Annotated in this window: 21 protein-coding genes; 6 read left to right on the top strand and 15 right to left on the bottom strand. The window is 44.2% G+C overall.

All coding sequences use genetic code 11. From position 1 onward, the window contains the following. Positions 1–149 precede the first annotated feature (149 nt). Positions 150–974 (top strand): arginase family protein, encoded by an 825-nt coding sequence (locus H532_RS18045; protein WP_051263175.1) that lies wholly within the window; start codon positions 150–152, stop codon positions 972–974. Here H532_RS18045 and H532_RS0106095 read toward each other — a convergent pair. Next, positions 971–1,561, bottom strand: a complete 591-nt coding sequence (locus tag H532_RS0106095; RefSeq protein WP_027724753.1) for a Maf family protein — start codon at positions 1,559–1,561, stop codon at positions 971–973. The two genes, H532_RS18045 and H532_RS0106095, sit on opposite strands and share 4 nt — an antisense overlap. A gap of 240 nt (positions 1,562–1,801) precedes the next feature. Here H532_RS0106095 and H532_RS0106100 point away from each other — a divergent pair, with 240 nt between their 5' ends. The 3 genes from H532_RS0106100 (at position 1,802) to H532_RS0106110 (ending at position 5,154) form a co-directional block, all read left to right on the top strand. Further along, the gene (locus tag H532_RS0106100) at positions 1,802–3,307 is read left to right on the top strand and encodes a sodium-dependent transporter (RefSeq protein ID WP_027724754.1); all 1,506 of its coding nucleotides are present in this window, start codon (positions 1,802–1,804) and stop codon (positions 3,305–3,307) included. 1 nt (position 3,308) lies between these two features. Then, the gene (locus H532_RS20260; protein WP_155994990.1) at positions 3,309–3,416 is read left to right on the top strand and encodes a methionine/alanine import family NSS transporter small subunit; all 108 of its coding nucleotides are present in this window, start codon (positions 3,309–3,311) and stop codon (positions 3,414–3,416) included. A gap of 496 nt (positions 3,417–3,912) precedes the next feature. Further along, positions 3,913–5,154 (top strand): MFS transporter, encoded by a 1,242-nt coding sequence (locus H532_RS0106110; RefSeq protein ID WP_051263176.1) that lies wholly within the window; start codon positions 3,913–3,915, stop codon positions 5,152–5,154. A gap of 169 nt (positions 5,155–5,323) precedes the next feature. On the opposite strand, the gene H532_RS0106115 is transcribed toward H532_RS0106110, so the two are convergent. From H532_RS0106115 to H532_RS0106175, 13 genes are all read right to left on the bottom strand, one after another. Continuing rightward, positions 5,324–6,205: a GNAT family N-acetyltransferase gene (locus tag H532_RS0106115; RefSeq protein WP_027724756.1), complete on the bottom strand. Its 882-nt coding sequence runs from the start codon at positions 6,203–6,205 to the stop codon at positions 5,324–5,326. Between the two features lie 170 nt (positions 6,206–6,375). Then, positions 6,376–6,750 (bottom strand): DnaJ family domain-containing protein, encoded by a 375-nt coding sequence (locus tag H532_RS0106120; RefSeq protein ID WP_027724757.1) that lies wholly within the window; start codon positions 6,748–6,750, stop codon positions 6,376–6,378. 137 nt (positions 6,751–6,887) lie between these two features. After that, complete coding sequence (locus tag H532_RS0106125) at positions 6,888–8,207, bottom strand: bifunctional folylpolyglutamate synthase/dihydrofolate synthase (protein WP_027724758.1); 1,320 nt, start codon at positions 8,205–8,207, stop codon at positions 6,888–6,890. Between the two features lie 48 nt (positions 8,208–8,255). Beyond that, complete coding sequence (locus H532_RS0106130) at positions 8,256–9,551, bottom strand: bifunctional folylpolyglutamate synthase/dihydrofolate synthase (protein ID WP_027724759.1); 1,296 nt, start codon at positions 9,549–9,551, stop codon at positions 8,256–8,258. A gap of 203 nt (positions 9,552–9,754) precedes the next feature. Next, positions 9,755–10,111 (bottom strand): helix-turn-helix domain-containing protein, encoded by a 357-nt coding sequence (locus H532_RS19510; RefSeq protein ID WP_051263177.1) that lies wholly within the window; start codon positions 10,109–10,111, stop codon positions 9,755–9,757. A 163-nt stretch (positions 10,112–10,274) separates the two neighbouring features. After that, complete coding sequence (locus H532_RS0106140; RefSeq protein WP_051263178.1) at positions 10,275–11,633, bottom strand: MFS transporter; 1,359 nt, start codon at positions 11,631–11,633, stop codon at positions 10,275–10,277. A gap of 442 nt (positions 11,634–12,075) precedes the next feature. Then, positions 12,076–12,843, bottom strand: coding sequence for a DUF4931 domain-containing protein (locus tag H532_RS0106145; protein WP_027724761.1), 768 nt, complete (start codon positions 12,841–12,843; stop codon positions 12,076–12,078). Positions 12,844–13,022: 179 nt separating this feature from the next. Then, the gene (locus H532_RS20265; protein WP_155994991.1) at positions 13,023–13,226 is read right to left on the bottom strand and encodes a hypothetical protein; all 204 of its coding nucleotides are present in this window, start codon (positions 13,224–13,226) and stop codon (positions 13,023–13,025) included. Next, the gene (locus H532_RS0106155) at positions 13,193–13,414 is read right to left on the bottom strand and encodes a hypothetical protein (protein ID WP_027724762.1); all 222 of its coding nucleotides are present in this window, start codon (positions 13,412–13,414) and stop codon (positions 13,193–13,195) included. The genes H532_RS20265 and H532_RS0106155 overlap by 34 nt, the downstream gene beginning before the upstream one ends. 14 nt (positions 13,415–13,428) lie before the next feature. Then, positions 13,429–14,400 (bottom strand): tRNA glutamyl-Q(34) synthetase GluQRS, encoded by a 972-nt coding sequence (gene gluQRS / locus H532_RS0106160; RefSeq protein WP_027724763.1) that lies wholly within the window; start codon positions 14,398–14,400, stop codon positions 13,429–13,431. 11 nt (positions 14,401–14,411) lie between these two features. Beyond that, the gene (locus H532_RS0106165) at positions 14,412–15,167 is read right to left on the bottom strand and encodes a DUF5694 domain-containing protein (RefSeq protein ID WP_038111675.1); all 756 of its coding nucleotides are present in this window, start codon (positions 15,165–15,167) and stop codon (positions 14,412–14,414) included. Between the two features lie 75 nt (positions 15,168–15,242). Then, on the bottom strand, positions 15,243–16,415 hold the full coding sequence (locus H532_RS0106170) for a class I SAM-dependent methyltransferase (RefSeq protein WP_245566418.1): 1,173 nt from the start codon (positions 16,413–16,415) through the stop codon (positions 15,243–15,245). A 30-nt stretch (positions 16,416–16,445) separates the two neighbouring features. Beyond that, on the bottom strand, positions 16,446–17,348 hold the full coding sequence (locus H532_RS0106175; protein ID WP_027724766.1) for an RluA family pseudouridine synthase: 903 nt from the start codon (positions 17,346–17,348) through the stop codon (positions 16,446–16,448). Positions 17,349–17,653: 305 nt separating this feature from the next. Between H532_RS0106175 and sspO the strand changes: the two genes are divergently transcribed. Beyond that, positions 17,654–17,812: a small acid-soluble spore protein O gene (gene sspO / locus H532_RS0106180; protein WP_027724767.1), complete on the top strand. Its 159-nt coding sequence runs from the start codon at positions 17,654–17,656 to the stop codon at positions 17,810–17,812. Between the two features lie 207 nt (positions 17,813–18,019). Here sspO and H532_RS20600 read toward each other — a convergent pair whose 3' ends face one another. Next, positions 18,020–18,169 (bottom strand): hypothetical protein, encoded by a 150-nt coding sequence (locus H532_RS20600; protein ID WP_169721026.1) that lies wholly within the window; start codon positions 18,167–18,169, stop codon positions 18,020–18,022. 300 nt (positions 18,170–18,469) lie between these two features. Here H532_RS20600 and H532_RS0106190 point away from each other — a divergent pair, with 300 nt between their 5' ends. After that, a complete protein-coding gene (locus H532_RS0106190) occupies positions 18,470–19,255 on the top strand; it encodes a 3-hydroxybutyrate dehydrogenase (RefSeq protein WP_027724768.1) in 786 nt (261 codons plus the stop codon). The last annotated feature ends 216 nt before the right edge of the window (positions 19,256–19,471 follow it).

The following is a 19,471-nucleotide window of genomic DNA, read 5'->3' on the forward strand; positions in this document are numbered from 1 at the left end:
GGAACCCGACGCTTCAGTTTTCTTTGATCGAATCCTTGTCAATTGATTTTATCACTTTAATGTTTATAAAATAATAGTATTAAGGTTCATTATCTAGCATCATGATTCAGCCCAATGGATTGTTCATTTGGACTATCAGGAGGGGTTTTATGATGGAACCAATTTTAACCGTTTATAATCTTGACGGCACTCTTTTAAACTATCAAACGCTGTTAAGACAATGCCCGCATCAAGTGATTGACTGCACGGATATTAAAGGGAAAAATCTGTATTGCGCGCCTAACGCTTTTGAGGAAATCAAACGGCGCCTTCTATCTGCGAAAAAGACCCCTGCCGCATTGATTGGAAGCGGCAATTACCATTATGTCACTTACCTGCACCTGTCCCGCATCGACCATCCTTTCACACTCATTTTATTTGATCATCATACCGATTTAATGGAAAATCACGATTTATTGACTTGCGGTTCCTGGCTCTGTCAGGCTCTAAGGACGATTCCTAACCTTAAAAGAGCCGTCATCATCGGTCCGGACCCGAAAGATCTCGATAAAATTCCCCTCGACCTTCAAGAAAAAGTCACCATCTTTCCCGAAAATTGGTCAGCTATAAAAATCATCCATGCTTTTTATTCCATTTGCGATACCGATTCCATTTACATCAGCATTGATAAGGATGTTTTAAACGAAGATGACGCCAAAACCAACTGGGACCAAGGGCATATGGCGTTAAACACTATCCTCTACTGCCTCAACGCATGGCAAATCCTAAGTTGGGACGGGCTCGATCTTTGCGGCGAGTGGCCAGACCCATCCTTTTCACAAACGAGCGTTCAAGCCGCTCATCTTAACGAAAAAGCAAATTTGGCAATACTAAAAGCCGCGGGGCTTGTCAAACCAAACCCCAAAAAAGTTACAATCAAATCTACCGCTATCTTACGGGGAAAAAACAAACCATCACATTCTATTGGGGCTTAAAGTACTTCGACACCAAGGGCAGAAAGCATGTCCCGAACGAGGGCAAGCGGCAGACCAACGACCGCAAAATAATCACCCTCGATTTTTTCTATAAGCGATGCGCCAAGTCCCTGAATCCCGTAGGCTCCGGCTTTATCCATTGGTTCACCTGTGGCGATATAACGTTGTATTTGGCGGTCGGAAAGCGGCTTCATTGTCACTTTAACCGCACGATAGTCAATGATTTTTTTACCGGTTTCCGCATGCATCGAAGCAACGCCGCTGTATACTGTATGTCTTTCTCCCTGCAACCGTTTAAGCATGCGAAACGCATCATCAGCATCGCAAGGTTTCCCGAGTATGTCCCCGTTATGGACGACAATCGTGTCACCAGAAATGATGATGAAGTCTTTTTTTGCCCCTATTTTCTCCCATGCTGCGATCATTTTTCGTTTGGCAAGTGTTTGAACAACCTCGTGGGGAGCGAGGTTTTGATCCACCGTTTCATCGACAGGATTTTGGACGACTTCAACCGGTAATCCCAGGCGTTGAATCAGTTCTTTTCGGCGCGGTGAGGATGATGCCAGTATTATTTTTGTTTCGGACAAGTTGTACCACTTCCTTTCTTTTTTCGTGAAATACTGAAAAATCAGGAGTGACTGACACCGAGTACCCATTTCCCCTATTTATACCGTTTGTGCTGTTATTTTTCAAATCCATAAATTACAGTTAATTTACAAATATGCAATAATTCAATTTAAATGATTTGACAAACATACTTTTAGCATGTACTATGTTAGAGTAATTATCTGATAAATATATTTTTTTAGAAAAAAGGGGGAGCAATCTTGGAAAATCGAGAACAATGGGGATCACGTGCTGGATTTGTACTTGCAGCGATTGGGTCAGCGATCGGACTCGGTAACATCTGGCGTTTTCCCGCCGTAGCCTATAGTAATGGAGGTGGATCTTTTTTTATTCCTTATTTAATTGCCCTTCTTACTGCGGGCATTCCGCTTCTCATCCTAGAATTTACTATCGGCCAAAAATATCGGGGTTCTGCCCCGCTCTCACTCGGGCGTATATCTAAAAAAGGAGAATGGCTCGGTTGGTGGCAAGTGCTCGTGTCCTTCTTTATCTCCACCTATTATCCAATTATCGTGGCTTGGGCCCTTTCTTATACCATCTTTTCTTTTAAATTAAGTTGGGGTAATGACACGGGAAGCTTTTTTGCCAAAGATTATGCTCAATTCGGCCTTGTCGCTCCTGGACAAATGGGCGGCATTGTCTGGCAAGTTTTTATACCTCTCGTCATTGTCTGGGCTGTTGTCTTTATCATCCTTTTTAAAGGAGTACGTAAAGGAATCGAAAAGGCAAACAAGTTTTTCATTCCGATGCTCGTTATCCTCTTTACGATCATCGTTATTCGTGCCGTTACCTTGGATGGAGCTTCAGCCGGTCTCGAAGCCTTTTTTAAACCAGATTGGTCGAAGATTATGGACGGTAGCGTTTGGGTTGCCGCCTATAGTCAAATTTTCTTTAGCTTGTCCATTGCTTTTGGTATTATGATTGCTTATGCGAGTTATTTACCAAGAAAATCTGATATTACCAACAATGCCTTTATAACTGGGTTGAGCAATTCCGGGTTTGAACTGTTAGCTGGAATCGGCGTATTTGCGGCTCTTGGCTTTATGGCCCAAGCGGAAGGCGTATCCGTCGATAAAGTGGCTGCCGGTGGACCGAATTTGGTCTTCGTCGTCCTTCCGAAAATCATTAACACGTTACCGGCCTTCCAAGGTGTTTTTGGCGTTCTGTTTTTCCTATCCATCATCTTTGCCGGCTTGACGTCTCTGATTTCCATCGTGGAAGCCTACGTTTCGGCTGTGCAGGATAAATTTAACATCTCACGCAAAAAAGCGATAGGTTATGGTGCCGGGATTTCAGCAATCATTTCCATCGTCTATGCCACAAAAGGCGGATTGTATTTTCTTGATAATGTGGATCACTTCGTCAATTCTTACGGGATTGCGCTTGCTGGCCTTATTGAGGTCGTTCTAATTGCTTGGGTCTTCAAAAAACTCGGTGATCTGCAAAATCATGCCAATAGTATGTCGGACATGCGTCTTGGCCTTTGGTGGAAAATCTGCTTAAGCATCATTACCCCCATTGTTTTGGGCTACATGATGATTGACAGCATTATCCACGATTTCAAAGAGCCTTATAGCGGATATACTTGGGGCTTTTTATCGATCGGTATCGCTTGCGCCGTGATTGCATTAGTTGCCGGTATTTATCTAGCGGCATTAAAGTGGAAAAAGAATTTAAGTGAAGAAACACAAAAGGAGGTCAGCTGATATGTCAGGAGGAGCAATTACGATGATGGTGATCGGCATGGTGATCCTCTGGGGCGGCCTCATCGCAAGCATTATCAACATGATGGTAAAATCCTCAAAAAACCAATGAAAGATTTAGAAGCGCTGATCTTTAACTAAAAGACTACATAAAAGGGTGAACCATTATTAACCATCTGTTCACCCTTTCTTTTTTTATATTGGTAAGAGGTCTTAAAATTTCCAAGGCCAGCATAAGGGCAACGAAGGCTCTGCCATCGCCTATAAGGATTGGCAGAGCCCCGTTTTCTATAGCAGAGCTAAATTTTCATTAGCAGGCTAATTTATCTAAAGCAAAACCAAGTTTCGTTAGCGCTGCAAGTTTATCTTAACAACGAAAAATTTACAAACTTAATATTGAACTCCATATTTTAATCGAGTAATATTTATATATCTGTATTAGAAAGGTGATATAAAACCAATGAACAACTAATCCTGTTTAGATGCTTTTCGTCAATATAACGAAATCATTCTGGATAGGATTGGTCTATTTTTTTCATATCGATACAGTGATTTATCGTTTTTCGCCGTAGGCCCCCTATCCGGATTAAGGATAAGGAGGTTTTTTTATGAGTAAAAATTCAACCGATGTAACGATTGGGGCTCTATTTCGAAGTCGGGTCATTCGTACTCTTATGCTTTCAACGCTTTTTCTACAAATCGGCATATGGGTGCGGAATTATTCCATTTTGTTGTTTGTCGTAGAAAAGACAAATGAAAATCCGGTGGCTGTTTCGCTTATTTCAGTAGCCGAATTTGCGCCGATCTTTATTTTCTCCTTTATTGGAGGCACATTTGCCGATCGCTGGCTACCGAAACGGACGATGATCTGGTGTGATTTCTTGAGCGCCGTTTCTGTCTTTGCGGTCTTGCTAACGCTTATTTTTGGAAGCTGGAAGGTCATCTTCTTTGCAACCCTTGTGTCCTCGATTTTGTCACAGTTTTCCCAGCCTTCCGGAATGAAACTGTTTAAATTGCATGTCAAAGAAGAACTGATCCAAATGGGCATGTCCATCTACCAAACGCTATTTGCCGTATTTTTGATCTTGGGACCTGTCCTTGGCACTTTTGTCTATGAGCATTTTGGCATTGATACCGCCATTGCCATTATGGGTGTTGCCTTTTTAATGTCGGCTGCGGTACTCTTTATGCTTCCAAAGGATTATAAGGCGGAGGAGAATGCAGTAAAAACGACAGTCCTTGAGGAAATGAAGGCCGGTTTTAGTTATGTATGGCACAGCCGGATATTGACATTACTAGGATGCTGCTTTGCGGCAGCCGGATTAGCAATCGGGATGACACAACCACTTGCGGTATTTCTTGTCACCGAAAAACTTGGTTTGCCAAAAGAACAGCTGCAATGGCTAATGGCGGCCTTTGGCGTCGGTATGATCCTAGGCGGTGGACTTACCGTCGGTATGGCGAAAAAAACACCGCCGCAAATCTTGCTCGCCTTAGGAATGTCAGCAAGCGCAGTCGGTTTTTCTGTACTCGGTATTTCAGAATTTTTCTGGCTGACGCTTGGTGCACAATTTTTGAGCGGTTTATTTATGCCGTGTATTCAAATCGGGATCAATACTATGATCCTGAAAAACACGGAAGCGGCTTTTATCGGCCGAGTCAATGGGATCTTAAACCCGTTATTTATGGGAACGATGGTGCTGATGATGGCCTTAAGCGGCTGGCTAAAGAAAACCTTCTCCCTTTTGGGCTTGTACGAAGGTTCTGCCTTGCTCTTTGTCATAGGCATTCTCTTCCTCGTGCCATTATTTAAACCCTCAAAAGCGTTGAAAAAAAGTGAAGAGGCATAACCAAGAGGCATTAAATGAGGATTAGTATGCAAGATGGCGAAGTTGAAAAAGGACACCGCCAAAGGCGATGAGCTGGCTCAAAAAATATCTAGTACAAAAAGGTTCCGACGATCGATAGACGGTCATCGGAACCTTCTTTCATTATTTAAGATACATTATATCCTATCCATTAAAATCTTTTTATCATAAACACATGTTCCGTCATTTTTAAAAATCCGATCGACTCTAGCCTCTCTACCATCTGCCAATCAGAGGCTAAAATGGATGTGATAACAGGGACGTTTTTCCCGATGATAGACTGCAAATGCCGAAAGCCCAATGAAAAAATTCTTTCTGCGTCCGGGTGGTCTTCCTCAATTCGCCATTGATGAATGGTTACAGTGGACAGGTTGTGGCTTTGATCGTATCTTCTTTTAAAAATAAGATGTCCGACTCGCTGGGCGTTACCATCAAGAATCGTCAAAAGCTCTCCATCGCTCCTTAAGCTTTGCCATTGGTTTCGCCAAGGCACGATGCGGATATCATGGAAAAAGCGGGCTTCCTGTGCTACTGACTTTTCCACTTGAAAAGACGTTAATTCTGAAGGCGGCCAGTCTTCAGCGTCATCTGCATATAATTCCCCTTTTAAAAGCAAAAGACGATCAACGATTTCAAAATCCAGATGGCTATATAAATCAATCATCTCTTCATTTTCGGCGTTGACCTCAAGAGTTGCGAGGGTTACGCCTTCCTCTTCAAAAGCGGCCATGACGGTATCGAGCATCACTTCACGAACATGATGATCGCGATATTCCGGCAACACGACATTTTCACAGATCCAAGCCACTTTTTCCCCGCCCATTTCGCGCACACCCGATAAGACAAATCCGACCGGTTGTTTTTGATCATAGGTCACAACTGATAAAACTGGGGACAATCCTTCGCGGCCGAAACGCGCCGCAAAATGGCGAATGTTTCTTTCCTTATCATAAAAAATATCATGATCATTCTGATGGAGAACGGATACGGCCTCTTCCAACGGGACTTCATGCATTCGTTTGACAACTAACATGCCCGGACCCCCATACAGACAGCTATAAATATTGTTACTAATATAATGCATGAATTTTCGGACAAGGTAAAGGTTTTATTTTGTTTTCATCTAATAGTTCGGGCATACGCCGCTTTTTGCACTGGTAAGAAAATAGAAAAAAGCTCTCCTCCGAAGAAGAGAGCAGGCATCTATTTAAAAAGCTTTTTATCAATTTTTTCTTGGTACTTTTTATAGGCGGGATTTTGTGAGATTTCCTTTTTCTCCATCAAGCGATTGTATCTCATCATTTTTTCATTGAGCTGCTTTTTCAGCGCCTCACGTTCTTGGGGATTCGCACAAGCTGCAATCATATCATTTAATCCGATAATTTCTTTGTTAAGTTGTTTTTCGTCATCGAGCATCCCGGCGTTTTTCAACAACTTATACCCCATGCGAAGCGATTCCGGAATCCCGGAGAGGTCTTCAAGCTTGAGTGGTTTTCCTTTACCCGGCAAATGGTCGAATTCACCATTCTTTTGCGCCGTGCGTATTTTGTCTTCCGCAATAAGTGCCACAATGTCCATTTTACCGCCCCCATAAAATGATTCGCCCGATCACTTGAGAGTGTCATTCACCGAACTAATCTTACTACCAACATAAATTTGACTCATTTTATTATATCAAAATTTCTAGGAGATGGTTTGCCCAATATTCAACAAAGTTAAAACGCTTGTTTCACCTCACCGATAAATGTCTGTGTTCCTAAAATAAAAATGAGGTCGGGGTGAAACTTTCGAGCTTCTCTCAATGCGGCGGTGAATGGGGTGATTTTTACCGAGGAAGCATCGTACTTCTGTGCTATTTTCAGTGCGTCTTCCGGAAACTTCTTGTGCGAGCGGGATGCTTCGGTTATGATGAGGCGGCTTGCAAATTGCGAGCAAACTTCCATCACGCCGTGATAATCTTTATCCTCCGGAACGGCAATGATCGATACGACCCGTTTAGCCCCGAGATGTTGAACAATGTCTTTTAAATATAAAGCAGAAGCCCGGTTGATCGTGCCGTCAAGGATGGTAAGGGGGCAATGGCTGATGATTTCACAGCGCCCAGAAAAATTGACTTGCCGTAACGCTTTCCTTACCTTTTTTACAGAGAGCGGCCGCCCAAGGACTGTTTCACATGTTTTAATCGCTGTTGCGGCATTATCCGCTTGAAAACGGCCAACGGTAGAAAGCGTAAGGTCCCTATATTCCGCCAAGTCCGTATGGACATGGAAGGTGAGCCCATGTAACCTTAACTTCTCCCCCGAAACCCACAGGCTGTGATCAAAATAGTACACGTTCGACTTTGTTTTCAACAAATCATGCATTTGCATGTAACGAAAAACATTTTCGGATTGATGGCCAATGACCGTATGCGATGTCAACGCTTTGATGATGCCGAGTTTATGATCACAAATGGTGTAAACATCTTTACCTAACGGGCCGATATGTTCAGACATAATTGGCGTGATAACCGCCCATTCATTAGCGAGAAGATTGGTTTCATCGTAGCGGCCGCCGCGGCCGCATTCCACCACATTAATATCCGTTTTTTGTTCGCGAAAATAAATGAGTGCCGCCGTAAGAGTTATGCCGATCGGCCCAAGATATTTTTCCGGAGGCAAGCGTCGGTCGATATCAAGCACCGGTTTTTCTAGTGCCTTCATAATGTGAACAAAATCTTCTTCAGATATCATCTCGCCGTTTACACGAATCCGCTCTCTGAAGTCGAGAAGGTGGGGCGAGGTAAATAAGCCGACATTATAGCCGTGTTCCCTTAAAATCGATGCGATCATTCGGCTCGTTGTGCCCTTGCCTTTACTCCCAGTGACTAGGATCGTGCGGGTCCCTCTTTCCGGATGGTCGGCTCGGGTGAGGAGTTCCCTCGTTAAGGCAATATCCCTTGTCACCGCATCGTCTGCAGCCGGAATATGATCTTTGGCACGTAAAAATGAGCGGTAAATCAAATCTTCTGCTTCTTTTTGATTGGTGATCCCCATCGTCCTTCACCCCCATACATACTGTCCAACTGGCTCAGTTGGAACTTCTTACAGCCTCTGACCGTTTAAAAGCCATTGGCGGGCGTTTCCGACGAGGTACAAAGAGCCCGTCACCAAAATCGGCCCGCGGTGATCATTTAAAACCTCTGCTTCATGAAGCGCTTCCTCGACCGATGAGCAATATTGAAACGGCAACTTTAACCGACGAAATACTACTTCCACTTCGGATTGTGGCTGCTGTCGTGCGGCAAAAGGTGATGCGACAGCGAAATAAAAAGCATCGGTTAAATGTAACCCAAGGAGCATCTTTTCCACATCTTTTTTTGAGGCAAAAGAAATGACAACAACATTTGGATTAACCGAAAGCTGCTTCAAGTTTTCCGATAAAACGGTCATTTCCAATGGATTATGCGCCCCGTCCAAAATCCATTCCGTCCCCTCCCGCGCGAGCTTCTCCAAACGGCCTGGAAAACGGGCATTCGCCAAACCCTTTTTCATCGCTTGGGGTGCCACCGGATAGCCTAACTCCCCAAGGCACTGAATGACTTGAATAGCATTGGCTGCATTTTGTCGCTGATGCCTTCCCTCTAAACCCAATGTCACATCTGACAGCTCAAAATGATAATTTTTAAAAGTTAAACGACCGTTAGCTTCAAACAGTGCATAGTCTCGATTGAGAAAATCATACCGCGTATCAGATGATTTTTCCTTGTCTAACAAAAAGCGTCTCGCCTCTTCGTTATACATGCCACAGACGGCAAATCGCGTGGTCGGCTTGATAATAGCACTCTTATCCTTTGTTATCGCTTCAATGGAATCCCCTAGAAGCTGTGTGTGATCAAGCGTTAATTCGGTTAAACAAGCGATCGCCGGATCAAAGACATTGGAGGGATCACTCCATCCGCCAGCGCCATTTTCAAAGATGACAAGCGGTACTTGCTTTTTCGAAAACCACATCATGGCGATTAACGTCATTAAATGTTTGTGGCCGACATCGGTCAAATCCATCGTTTTTGTCTTTTCGGCTATGTCATTAACAATTTCAATAAACGCACCGGTTTCAATGAATTGGCCATCGATGGCAAACCGTTCCTCATAACGAAACAAATGCGGTCCAGTAAAAAGGCCATGGCGGATTCCTTGCGCTTGAAGCATGGCAGAAATAAACGCCGCGGTTGATCCTTTTCCACATGAACCGGTGATTTGGACAATATCAAAGGCCTTCGGATCAATTTCAAAACGGCGGAACAAATCGTGCATAACCCGATGATGGCGCCCACCTGTCCGCGTTGACACTTTTGTATGAAATTGACCGAGAAAATCCAAGCAAGACGCTTCGTCCATGAACATCCTTCTCTCATATGTACTTATTAACAAGATGATGGTAGCGCGAACGTAAGAGATATGCAATCATTTCTGGAGATAAACGTATTAACCAGCTGTGTTTTTAAAGTGAGAGTTCGAATGTCACCAATACGCGGGCATAGTAAATGCGCAAAAACGGCATTTATGCGCATTTTCCAATAAAAAACCCCTAACCGCATCGGTCAGGGGGAAGGTTGCTTTTGTAAAGCGTCCATCACCATTCGCTTAGCCTTAATGTAGGTGACTGCTTCCGTAATTTCCTCGTCTGTGATCGCCTCACCCGGAATGTTTAAAACCCTTTTTAAAATTTCTTTTGATTGTGCTGATTCTGGTAAAACGCTTTCATCACGTCCCATTAAATAATCCACCGAAACACCGAAGAACTCCGCGTATTTCAGCAATTGGCTGGCGGTTGGTTCTTTTTTATCCATTTCAAAACCCCAAACAACGGTTTTCAACAGTTGAAGTTCATGAGCTAATTCTTCCGCCGTGAGGCCTCTTTCTTCCCTAAGCTTTTTAAGTCTTTGACCTAACGTCATCAAAATACCACCTTCATGATACTTGAATTTTCCTTCTTTTTGAATTATAACAATTTCTAGTTGAGATGTGAATACACTTTCGTAAAAATTTTTATAATTCCGAAAAGGGTTGCCAATACTCGTCTATTTATACAAAGCAATAACCTATCGCTCGATCCCTGACTTAATGCTCGAGGCGGGCTTGCTTCTTGCTAGGTAAACGCCATGATAAAATCGTGATCACAACGCTTAAAACGGCACAAACCATGACGACATAGTGGAGATGAAGCACGTCCATATGTTTATCTAACAATAATCCTAGAAGTGTCGATGAAAAAATCGCTCCCAAATATCGGCTCGTTTGAAAAAGTCCGGATGCAGTCCCCGTTTCTTCCGGGGTCACAAAATCATATAACGCCGTTTGCATCGAAATATTGTTCAATCCGTTGCTTACGCCAAGTAATGACAGCACCACCACGAGCCAGCCAAGTGCCGTTCCTTCATGAATCGTCAACATGCCCGCCATTCCAACGAGCATAAAAAACGAACCTAAGATGAGGGGCGGCTTAGACCCCGCGCGGTCGATCCAATAACCCGCAAGCGGTGCAAGAACCACGCCGAAACCGGCCACGGCAAGCATGATCAACCCCGTCTTGCTTTCGTTATAATGGCTGACTTGTTGTAAAAACGTCGGCATGCCAAAAAATATGCAGTAAAAAACGATGTTAATTATCAAAAATTGTAAATACACGAGCGTCACTTTGGTGTTTGACTTTAAAGCCCCAAGATCAATAAACGGTTCTTCTCGTTTCTTTTCAACATAGCCAAAAGCAGCCAAAGCCACCATAAAAACCGGAACCGCCCACCAACGGATCGATTCGCCCAAAGAGAGCAGAAATAAAATAAAAGCGACAATAAAGACACAGAAAAGGGCGATACCACTAAAATCTATCCGTTTAAGTTTTACGTTAACCTCTCTTCCGCCAGGCAAAATGACTAGCGCAAGCACAACCCCCAAGATGATTAACGGTAAATTGACAAGGAAAATGGCTTCCCAATTCCAAGTGCCGACTAAGAAACCGCCAATTGAAGGGCCAAACGCCGCGGAAACAGACGAAAAAACCGCAACGGCAGAAAGCGCCTGTGCTTGCCCCTGGGTAATCTCACTGCGAATGACTGCCATCCCGCTTGGAAATAATGTTGAACTCCCCACCGCCTGCAAAGCGCGGAAACCGACAAGCGCCCAATAGTTTGGAGAAAACGGTGCCAAGGCGGATGATAGCGCTACAATAATCAGACCTGTTATGAATAACCTTTTATGACCGAACATATCGCTGAACTTCCCCATAACAGGTTGGGCCGCCGCACTGGCGATGTAAAATGCGGAAATCAGCCATGAAGCGTCAGCAAACGTGAGGTGATATTCCCGTTGCAAGTCTGTCAGGGCAACGGCAATCATGGAAGAATTCAGCGGATTTAGCAATACGCCTAAACCAACTGTCAACACGTACATCCAGGGTTTTACTTCTTGGGCTTTTGTCATAGGTTCCATCCTCTCAAAAAATGCGAGAACTATATTTAATACTGGGAAGGGAGTCAGTCCATTTTCCATGTGAATATAAAGGGAAATAAGGCTCTGCTGACGTAGGCCTGTACTGATGCATTAGGGCAATTATGGCTCTGCCTTCTCCAAAAGTGCCCGTACTGGCAAGAAATTTTTCATTTAGCCTGCACGTTAAGGCAATGAAGGCTCCGCCTACGCCTAAAAGACTAGGTAGAGCCACGGTTTCTTTATTAGCATTTCCCCACACCTGCTAAGCTTTATCGTAATTAAAAGAAAATATCCTTGACGACTTCATTCATGCAAAAAAACGAGGCTGATTCAAAGCCCGGAGTCAGATCCCACCAAACCATAAATCGTGTGGCTCTAAAATAACGAACCACCATATACGAATCGTGGTAGGGCCCCCTTATGAGTCAGCCTCTTAGCTTTCATTGAAATATAATTTTTTGATATCATCAATCACCGATTCCGCATTCGTGGCGACTTGGCGAAGGCCATAGCCGATAAAAAGCGGAGTCGTCGGGTATCTCGGAACAATTTTTGTTAAGATTCTATTTTTCCAATGATAAAAAAAGAGATTATAGCTATTGCAACCCTTATTATTAAAATGATTCAAGATATAGTGGCTGGTGATATGAATATATTCGGCGGCTTGTTCCAGCTGTCCGTCATCACTCATGACGACATTGAATTCGGTAAAGCCGATCATAGGCCTTGTGGATAGATTGAAAACGACATCCCGTGAAGCGTCAATCAATGTGCCGTCAAAATATTCCTCACGCAAACGATCGCGGTAATCAACGTTTTCCAAGCCTACAATTTGCATATGCGGGTGACGGATCGACCCACCTGATAACGGACCGTGATTTTTAAAAAAGAGAACCGATTGATATCGGCCGCTGACTTCCAAAGCCAACCACTTTTCAACCGCAAAGTGAAGCAATTCCGTCAGATATGGCAACGCATATTCCGACAATTCCGAATCACACTTGTCGGTTTCAATCAACACGGTTTGAAAAGCATCTTTTAAAACGGGATATTTATTTTTCAACCAAATCATGGGGCCCTTTGTATCTAAAATATCCGTCAGAGACTCCCGATTACAAAATGGACAAGCGATCTGGCGGCGAAAACTGTTCGGTTTCGTTTTGGCGATGCCATGATTAAATTGTAAAATCGTCTCAGCCATAGCCACTCACCCGCAATGATAAATACGTTCTTTTATAATAGTATAATAGGTTTTCTGGCAATTTAACATAAAAATGCCGTCCATTATTGGCGGGAATCACTCATCCGCCGCAAATGCACGGCTTTTAGCGATTATGGGATTTTTGTGTGGGGATGATAAGTGGACACGGACTAGTTTTTTCAGGCAGTAAGGTTCTTTTTTAGTGGTCCATACTTTATGAGCAAGCAGATCATCGGTGGCTTCCATTTTTTTGAGGGTGGCATGAATATCTTGAAAGTTTTTTCAGTTTCTTTTACAAATCCTTCCAGACTGGCCGCTAACTTCATTTGGCCATCCATAAGCGCCTTGATCATTTCACCGTGATGATCCCATTTCCGCTCCATGTTTTCCATTCTTTGCTCGTTCGCTTCAAAATGCCGAGCAATGGCTGCAAACCGTTGATCAATGGCTTCAAACGGTTGATCGATAGCGTCAAATCGCTGACCAATGGCCGCGAATCGCTGCTATGGTCGTCACGTTTTTGCACAATCAGATCCAATTTTTGATCATTCGTCGCCGTTTCACCCCCCACCTGTCGTCTTTCAATCATGAGAGCTTTAAGGAACTTATCTGCTTGAGATCTTCGACTACGAGATGAGCTTTAGGGATTTTTGTTAGATGAAAAAGCGGGATGAGTTCAGTCGGCTTTAGGGGTTCAAAACGATCAATGATACGATATAAAAAGGCTAAATAACCAATAACAGCTTCCGGTCTCGCCCCAGCTTTCCGCAGTGCCTCAATGGTGATATCGGCACCATGCCGTTTCGATAGGCGCGTGCCGTCGGGGCCAAATAACAAGGGAATATGACTAAAGCACGGCGCAGCATGACCGAGCGCTTCGTACAGCCAAATTTGCCTTGGCGTTGAATCTAACAAATCCATGCCCCGCGTGACATGGGTAATCCCCATTAACGCATCATCCACCACAACGGCGAGCTGGTAGCTAAAAAGCCCGTCAGCCCGCTTGACGACAAAATCGCCACCGAAGCCGGCAGGGAAATATTGGTCACCGAGAACGAGGTCGGTAAACTGCACCGCACGGACACTTTCCGTGTTATATCGCCACGATGGTGTTTTGATCCGTGTTTTGACCGCCTGCTCTTCTTCGGGTAGATGTCGGCAAATGCCTGGATAAACCGGGCCTTCAGAATCCCTGCCATGAGGGGCGCTCGCCAGCATTTTCAAATCTTTGCGACTGCAAAAGCATGGGAAAAGATGTCCTTTCTCTTTCAACTGCTCAAATGCTGCTTCATACAATTCCGTACGAGCGCTTTGAATATATGGGCCAAAAGGGCCCCCGCAATCTGGGCCTTCATCCCAATCGAGCCCAAGCCACTTGAGGTCCTCTATCAACTGCTTAATATATTCAACGCGCGAACGTCCGCGGTCAATGTCCTCAATCCTTAAAATAAAAGAACCGCCGGCTTTTCGGACTTGAAGCCACGAAAGAAGCGCGCAACCGGCATTGCCAATATGCATTTTTCCTGATGGACTCGGTGCAAAACGCCCGCGCATCATCATGAACACCTCTATATTGTTCCTAAATAATCTTCCACTTTCTCCACATGAAACAGACCGCTTTCCTTAAGGAATTGGTCCAATAGATATTTATGGCCTCTTCCGTAAATGACCAATAGCCGTTCATCTTTTGTTTCAATTATTCTCGTAATATTAGTATAAATAATGAGGTTTCTTCTATACCAGTAGTTGGCTAACCAGTCAATGCCAACATAATAGTCGTCCTCTGCCACGCGGGCATAATATTTGATATAGGTTCGATGGTCGTTCAGTACTTCACTCTTTGAATTTAAATATAATAAGTATTCTCTGACGGTTGAATGGTTGAATATTTCCTGATTCTTTTGATGCTCAGCGTTTCCTGCTTGAACCATTTCCTCAAAGAATACCGGCTGAGTGTCTTTCGCAAAATCATAGATAAAACTAACCGGAATGCCTCCCACCGGGCGGTTCCAATCGACCGCATAGATGGTTGAATGGTTCGATGCCTTGGCGAGCCGAAACCCAAATTGCTCAATCTCGTCATTTTCAAGTGGCTTATCCCCATTCCGATACTTGTTGTACGCCGACTGCAATAAATCTTCCCTCACCTTGTCATATTCCACGGCAATTTTGGTTGGCTTAAACTTTTTTAAAAGCTCGACACACTCAAGGATTTCTTCCTGCCTCGCACTTGCATCTCCGGGATCCAATCGATAGACATCTCTTTGCCCCCGGTTCATATGATAAGTCCCCAGCACCAATACCGACTGTTTAAGCTGTGCCATGCTTATGACCCCTTTCATGCATTTTTTCTAAATTTTAACTTAGCCATAAGCACAGCACATCGGTCTTGCGGAGGATCATTTTTCAGCCACCAGGGTAAAGGTCTTCGGAATGCCGATATCGTTTATTTTAATATTCGGATGTTCATCCAAGCGGCGAATAAATAAACCGGCATCAGCAAAGCCATTGACGATTTCACCTAGCGTCCACTTTCTTTCGTAAACGACTTTCTGTTCGGATGATGACGTTTCGTACTTGCTAAAAGCGACGTTGACAGCGGTCAGCGTTTTATCGAAATAATTACCGGTGACTTTATGTTTTTTTCCTGCCGATGTCAGAAGTTTCGTTGATACCGGATGAAAGTCTTGAACGATGACACGTCCGCCGGGTTTCAGCAACTCGCTCACAACATGGGCTAAAGGTTCAAGATCAATAAAATAATGGAGGATCCCCAACTCCATAAAAACAAGATCAAAGTCCCGCGAAAGGACTTCTTTAGGCATATTTAAAACATCCGCGATGATATAATGCAAAGAAATACCAGCGGATCCAGCGACTTCTTTGGCATAACGGGCATTTTCCTTCGAAATGTCGACGACCGTGACATCTGCACCCAATAGCCCCATGGCGATCGCCTTTGTGCCATGGGATCCGAGCAAATTGATAATCCGTTTCCCTTCAACATTACCTATGTAGGAGAGAAGTGAAGCGATCCTTGTTTGTGGGTCGCGTTTGATGCGCTCCGCCCACTCTTCCGGTAACCCGAATCGGTTCAGCCACGCTTCGTAAGCTCCGCTATTCCATGCTTCATCCGCCGCTTTCGTGCTTTCAGATTGAAGAACAAGGAGATGTTTTTTAATCGCCACTCTCGTCGGCGAATCGTGGTCAAGACGGCGGAGATAATAATCCCACGATTTCACCCAATAATTTCTATGGTCGTATGTCACCGAAATCCGGTCAGGGTCTGTCAAAACGACCGTATTATACTCGCATGTGAAAATGACTTCCGTTCTGTCTATAAAGCAAGAAAATGAGCCTTTTCCGCCTGTCTTTTCGATCATTCCGCCAAAATGTTCCGCTGCTCTTTCAAATGCATCCCATTGCACTGACAGATGAATAGCCTGCACTTGGACATCGACCCCCTGCAGTTTCAACGCCACGGGGCCGAGCAGACAGTAAGAGATGTGCGCCTCATCCAGCCAATTTAAAATGTCATCAAGTATGGACAGCATCTGTTGAATGGATTTCAAAATGGTACCCTCATTCCAATGGATTTTCAACTAGGCAAAGGGTTTTAAAAAAACCTTTGGCATTTTTGATAAAAAGCGTAAGACTTCACCTGTTCGCGGATGTTTAAAGGATAAGACGGCAGCATGCAAACCAAGCCGGCCGATCACGCGGTTGTTTGTTCCGTATTTTTTATCGCCGACAACCGGATGGCCGATGTCTTTCATATGAACCCGGATTTGGTTTTTTCGCCCCGTTTCCAGATTGACCTCAAGCAAGGAATACTTTCGGTTCGACTTTAACACTTTATAATGCGTGACAGCCTTTTTGCCGTCATTCGGCTTTGGGCTTGAGTAGACGAGATGGGTGGTGCTTTCCTTAAACCACGACGTAATCGAACCCGCCTTTTTCTTCACTTCGCCTTCCACCAGGGCAATATATGTACGTTCAAGCACGATGTCCTTCCAATGATTTTGCAGCTTTTGCTGAATTGATTTCTTTTTGGCAAATAGCATCACACCGGATGTGTCACGGTCAAGCCGGTGAACAATAAAAATTCGTTGTGTCGGGTGTTTTTCCCTGACATAATCCATTAACTGGTGGTAGGCCGTCCTTTCTTTTTCTTTGTCTGTGGCAATGGTCAAAAGCCCCGCACTTTTTTCCACAACGATCAAATCATCATCCTCATGGAGGATGGTCAGTCCCTGCAGATGGGTTCCAGCCGCCGGAGTCCCGAAGCGGATTTGGACTTTGTCCCCAGGGCGAAGCGGAAAGTTGTGACGGGTTTGAATATGGCCGCCGACGGAAGCCTGCCCTCGCGTTAAGATCGATTTGATGGAGTTACGACTTCTGTTCGATAATTTTTCCAAAAGAAAAGGCAATAATGTTTGATCTTTGTCGACTGCTAACTCAATAATTTTATTTTGAAACCTTTTGGGGTTACCTTTATGGCTCACGTTTTTTCTCCTTTTCGTTCGTTTACCAATTTTAGTTTTTCCGATCTGCCATTCATGTATTATATCAGATCAGCCGCCACGCACGAATTTTAAAGAAAGCCTGGCTCTGTCAAGTTAATTGGTTGAAGGAAGACACTGACTCGTAAAAGAAGTGTGAAACTTTTTCAGGCATAAGGGCAACTGAGGCTTTTCCTAAAAAGCTTGGCTGGCAAGAAATAAGGGAAACTCGGAACGTTCAAATGTGCGGAGTGGGTCGATACATATTCCTTCAGCTAAGGTGAAAAAATACTCGTGGAGGTGTGGGCATGAGCGAAAAAAATGAAGAAAAGTTGTTTACAGGCGGCGTAAATGATGAACAAGCCGTTCGGAAATCACTGTCAAAGGACTTTGATCACGAAATGGCGAATGAACCGTTGTCTACAGCCGAAAGAATCCATAATAAGAAAACAAAAAAGCGCCAATAAAACGTAAAGGAAACATGGCTCTTGTCTGGTTCGTGAACGAAGGCAGATCGTTACCCTTATGCTGGACTTTCGAATGGTTTACATTCCCACCCAGTACATGCCTTTTTTAAACTTAGGTCGCAAATTTCTTTCCAGTATAAAAAAGAGTGCATTCAGCCGATACACGCTGTTGAATGCACTCCCTTTTATTTAAAAAGGTTTTATGACTTACCACCAGAAGAATGGGGAGGCTAAAGCGGCACCCGTAAAGCCGCCTAAGAGTCCACCGGCAAAACCACCGGCAAAGGCTCCTGGAAACGCGCCAAAACCTGGCCCAAAACCTGGCCCCCAAAAGCCCCATGGACCAAATCCAAACATTTAAACCACTCCCTCATCATTTTTTTGGAGTATTTGTCCCATTTTTTATTACGAAAATGCGTGAACGGACTTAATTTACTATATGGCATCTTGGCCGACTTGTATAAGGTAAACGTGTAGTCTAAGTACAAACAGGCTCTCGTCTATGATGGATGCCTCTCGAACTCGAATCCCCCTCGGTCGTTCGCGAGACATCATGACTTGTAGCTTGTTGTGATTCGGCCTCTTTATATCGATGGAAATTTAAATATTTTTTATTTGTACTATTGAGAGTAATATAAAAAATGAGGAGGGATCATTATGGGAAAATTGTTGGACAATCGAACGGCTTTGGTTACCGGTGCTGCGAGCGGTATCGGCCATGCTATTGCTGAGGCATTTGTTAAGGAAGGCGCAAAAGTAGTGATCGCCGATTTAAATGTTGATCGCGCTAAGGAAGCTGCTACTGGATTAAAAGACAAAGGGTATGACGCAATCGCTGTTCCATGTGATGTCACTGATGAAAAGCAAATGGAAAACGCGATTCAGACCGCTGTTACCAAATATGGGTCACTCGATATCCTTGTCAATAACGCCGGTTTCCAACACGTGTCTCCGATTGAGGAATTCCCAACCGAGACGTTTGAAAAACTAGTGAAAGTTATGCTCACGGCTCCTTTTATTGCCACGAAACTAGCATTCCCTATCATGAAAAAGCAAAAGTTCGGCCGCATTATTAATATGGCTTCGATTAACGGACTGATCGGGTTTGCGGGCAAAGCCGGATACAACAGCGCCAAGCACGGTTTAATCGGGTTGACGAAAGTCGCCGCCTTGGAATGTGCCACTGACGGCATTACCGTCAATGCCTTATGCCCAGGCTATGTCGATACCCCATTGGTTCGAAACCAAATGGCTGATTTGGCAAAAACCCGAGGTGTACCGCTGGAAAAAGTTTTGGAGGACGTCTTGTACTCGCTTATTCCGCAAAAACGACTGATAGATGTACAAGAGATCGCAGATTATGCCGTCTTTCTCGCTAGTGATAAAGCCAAGGGTGTCACTGGCCAGGCGGTCGTCCTTGACGGTGGCTATGTCGCCCAGTAAGGCGGGCATGCTCTTTCTAACAGCTGCTGATAAATTTTTAGGTTCCGCGTAACCGACCAGCGTTAATGACTTTAATGCGGTTTTTTGCTTTTAATCTCGTTTTTCCATTTTCTGGAGCGTCTGCTCATTTTCGTAGCTCTTCCAGCTGAAAATTGAGCATAAATGCGGTTTTTGCTCATTTTCTGGTCGGTTCTACCTTCAATTTGCGCATACGCT

Source organism: Tuberibacillus calidus DSM 17572 (genome assembly GCF_000430685.1).
Lineage (GTDB): Bacteria > Bacillota > Bacilli > Bacillales > Sporolactobacillaceae > Tuberibacillus > Tuberibacillus calidus.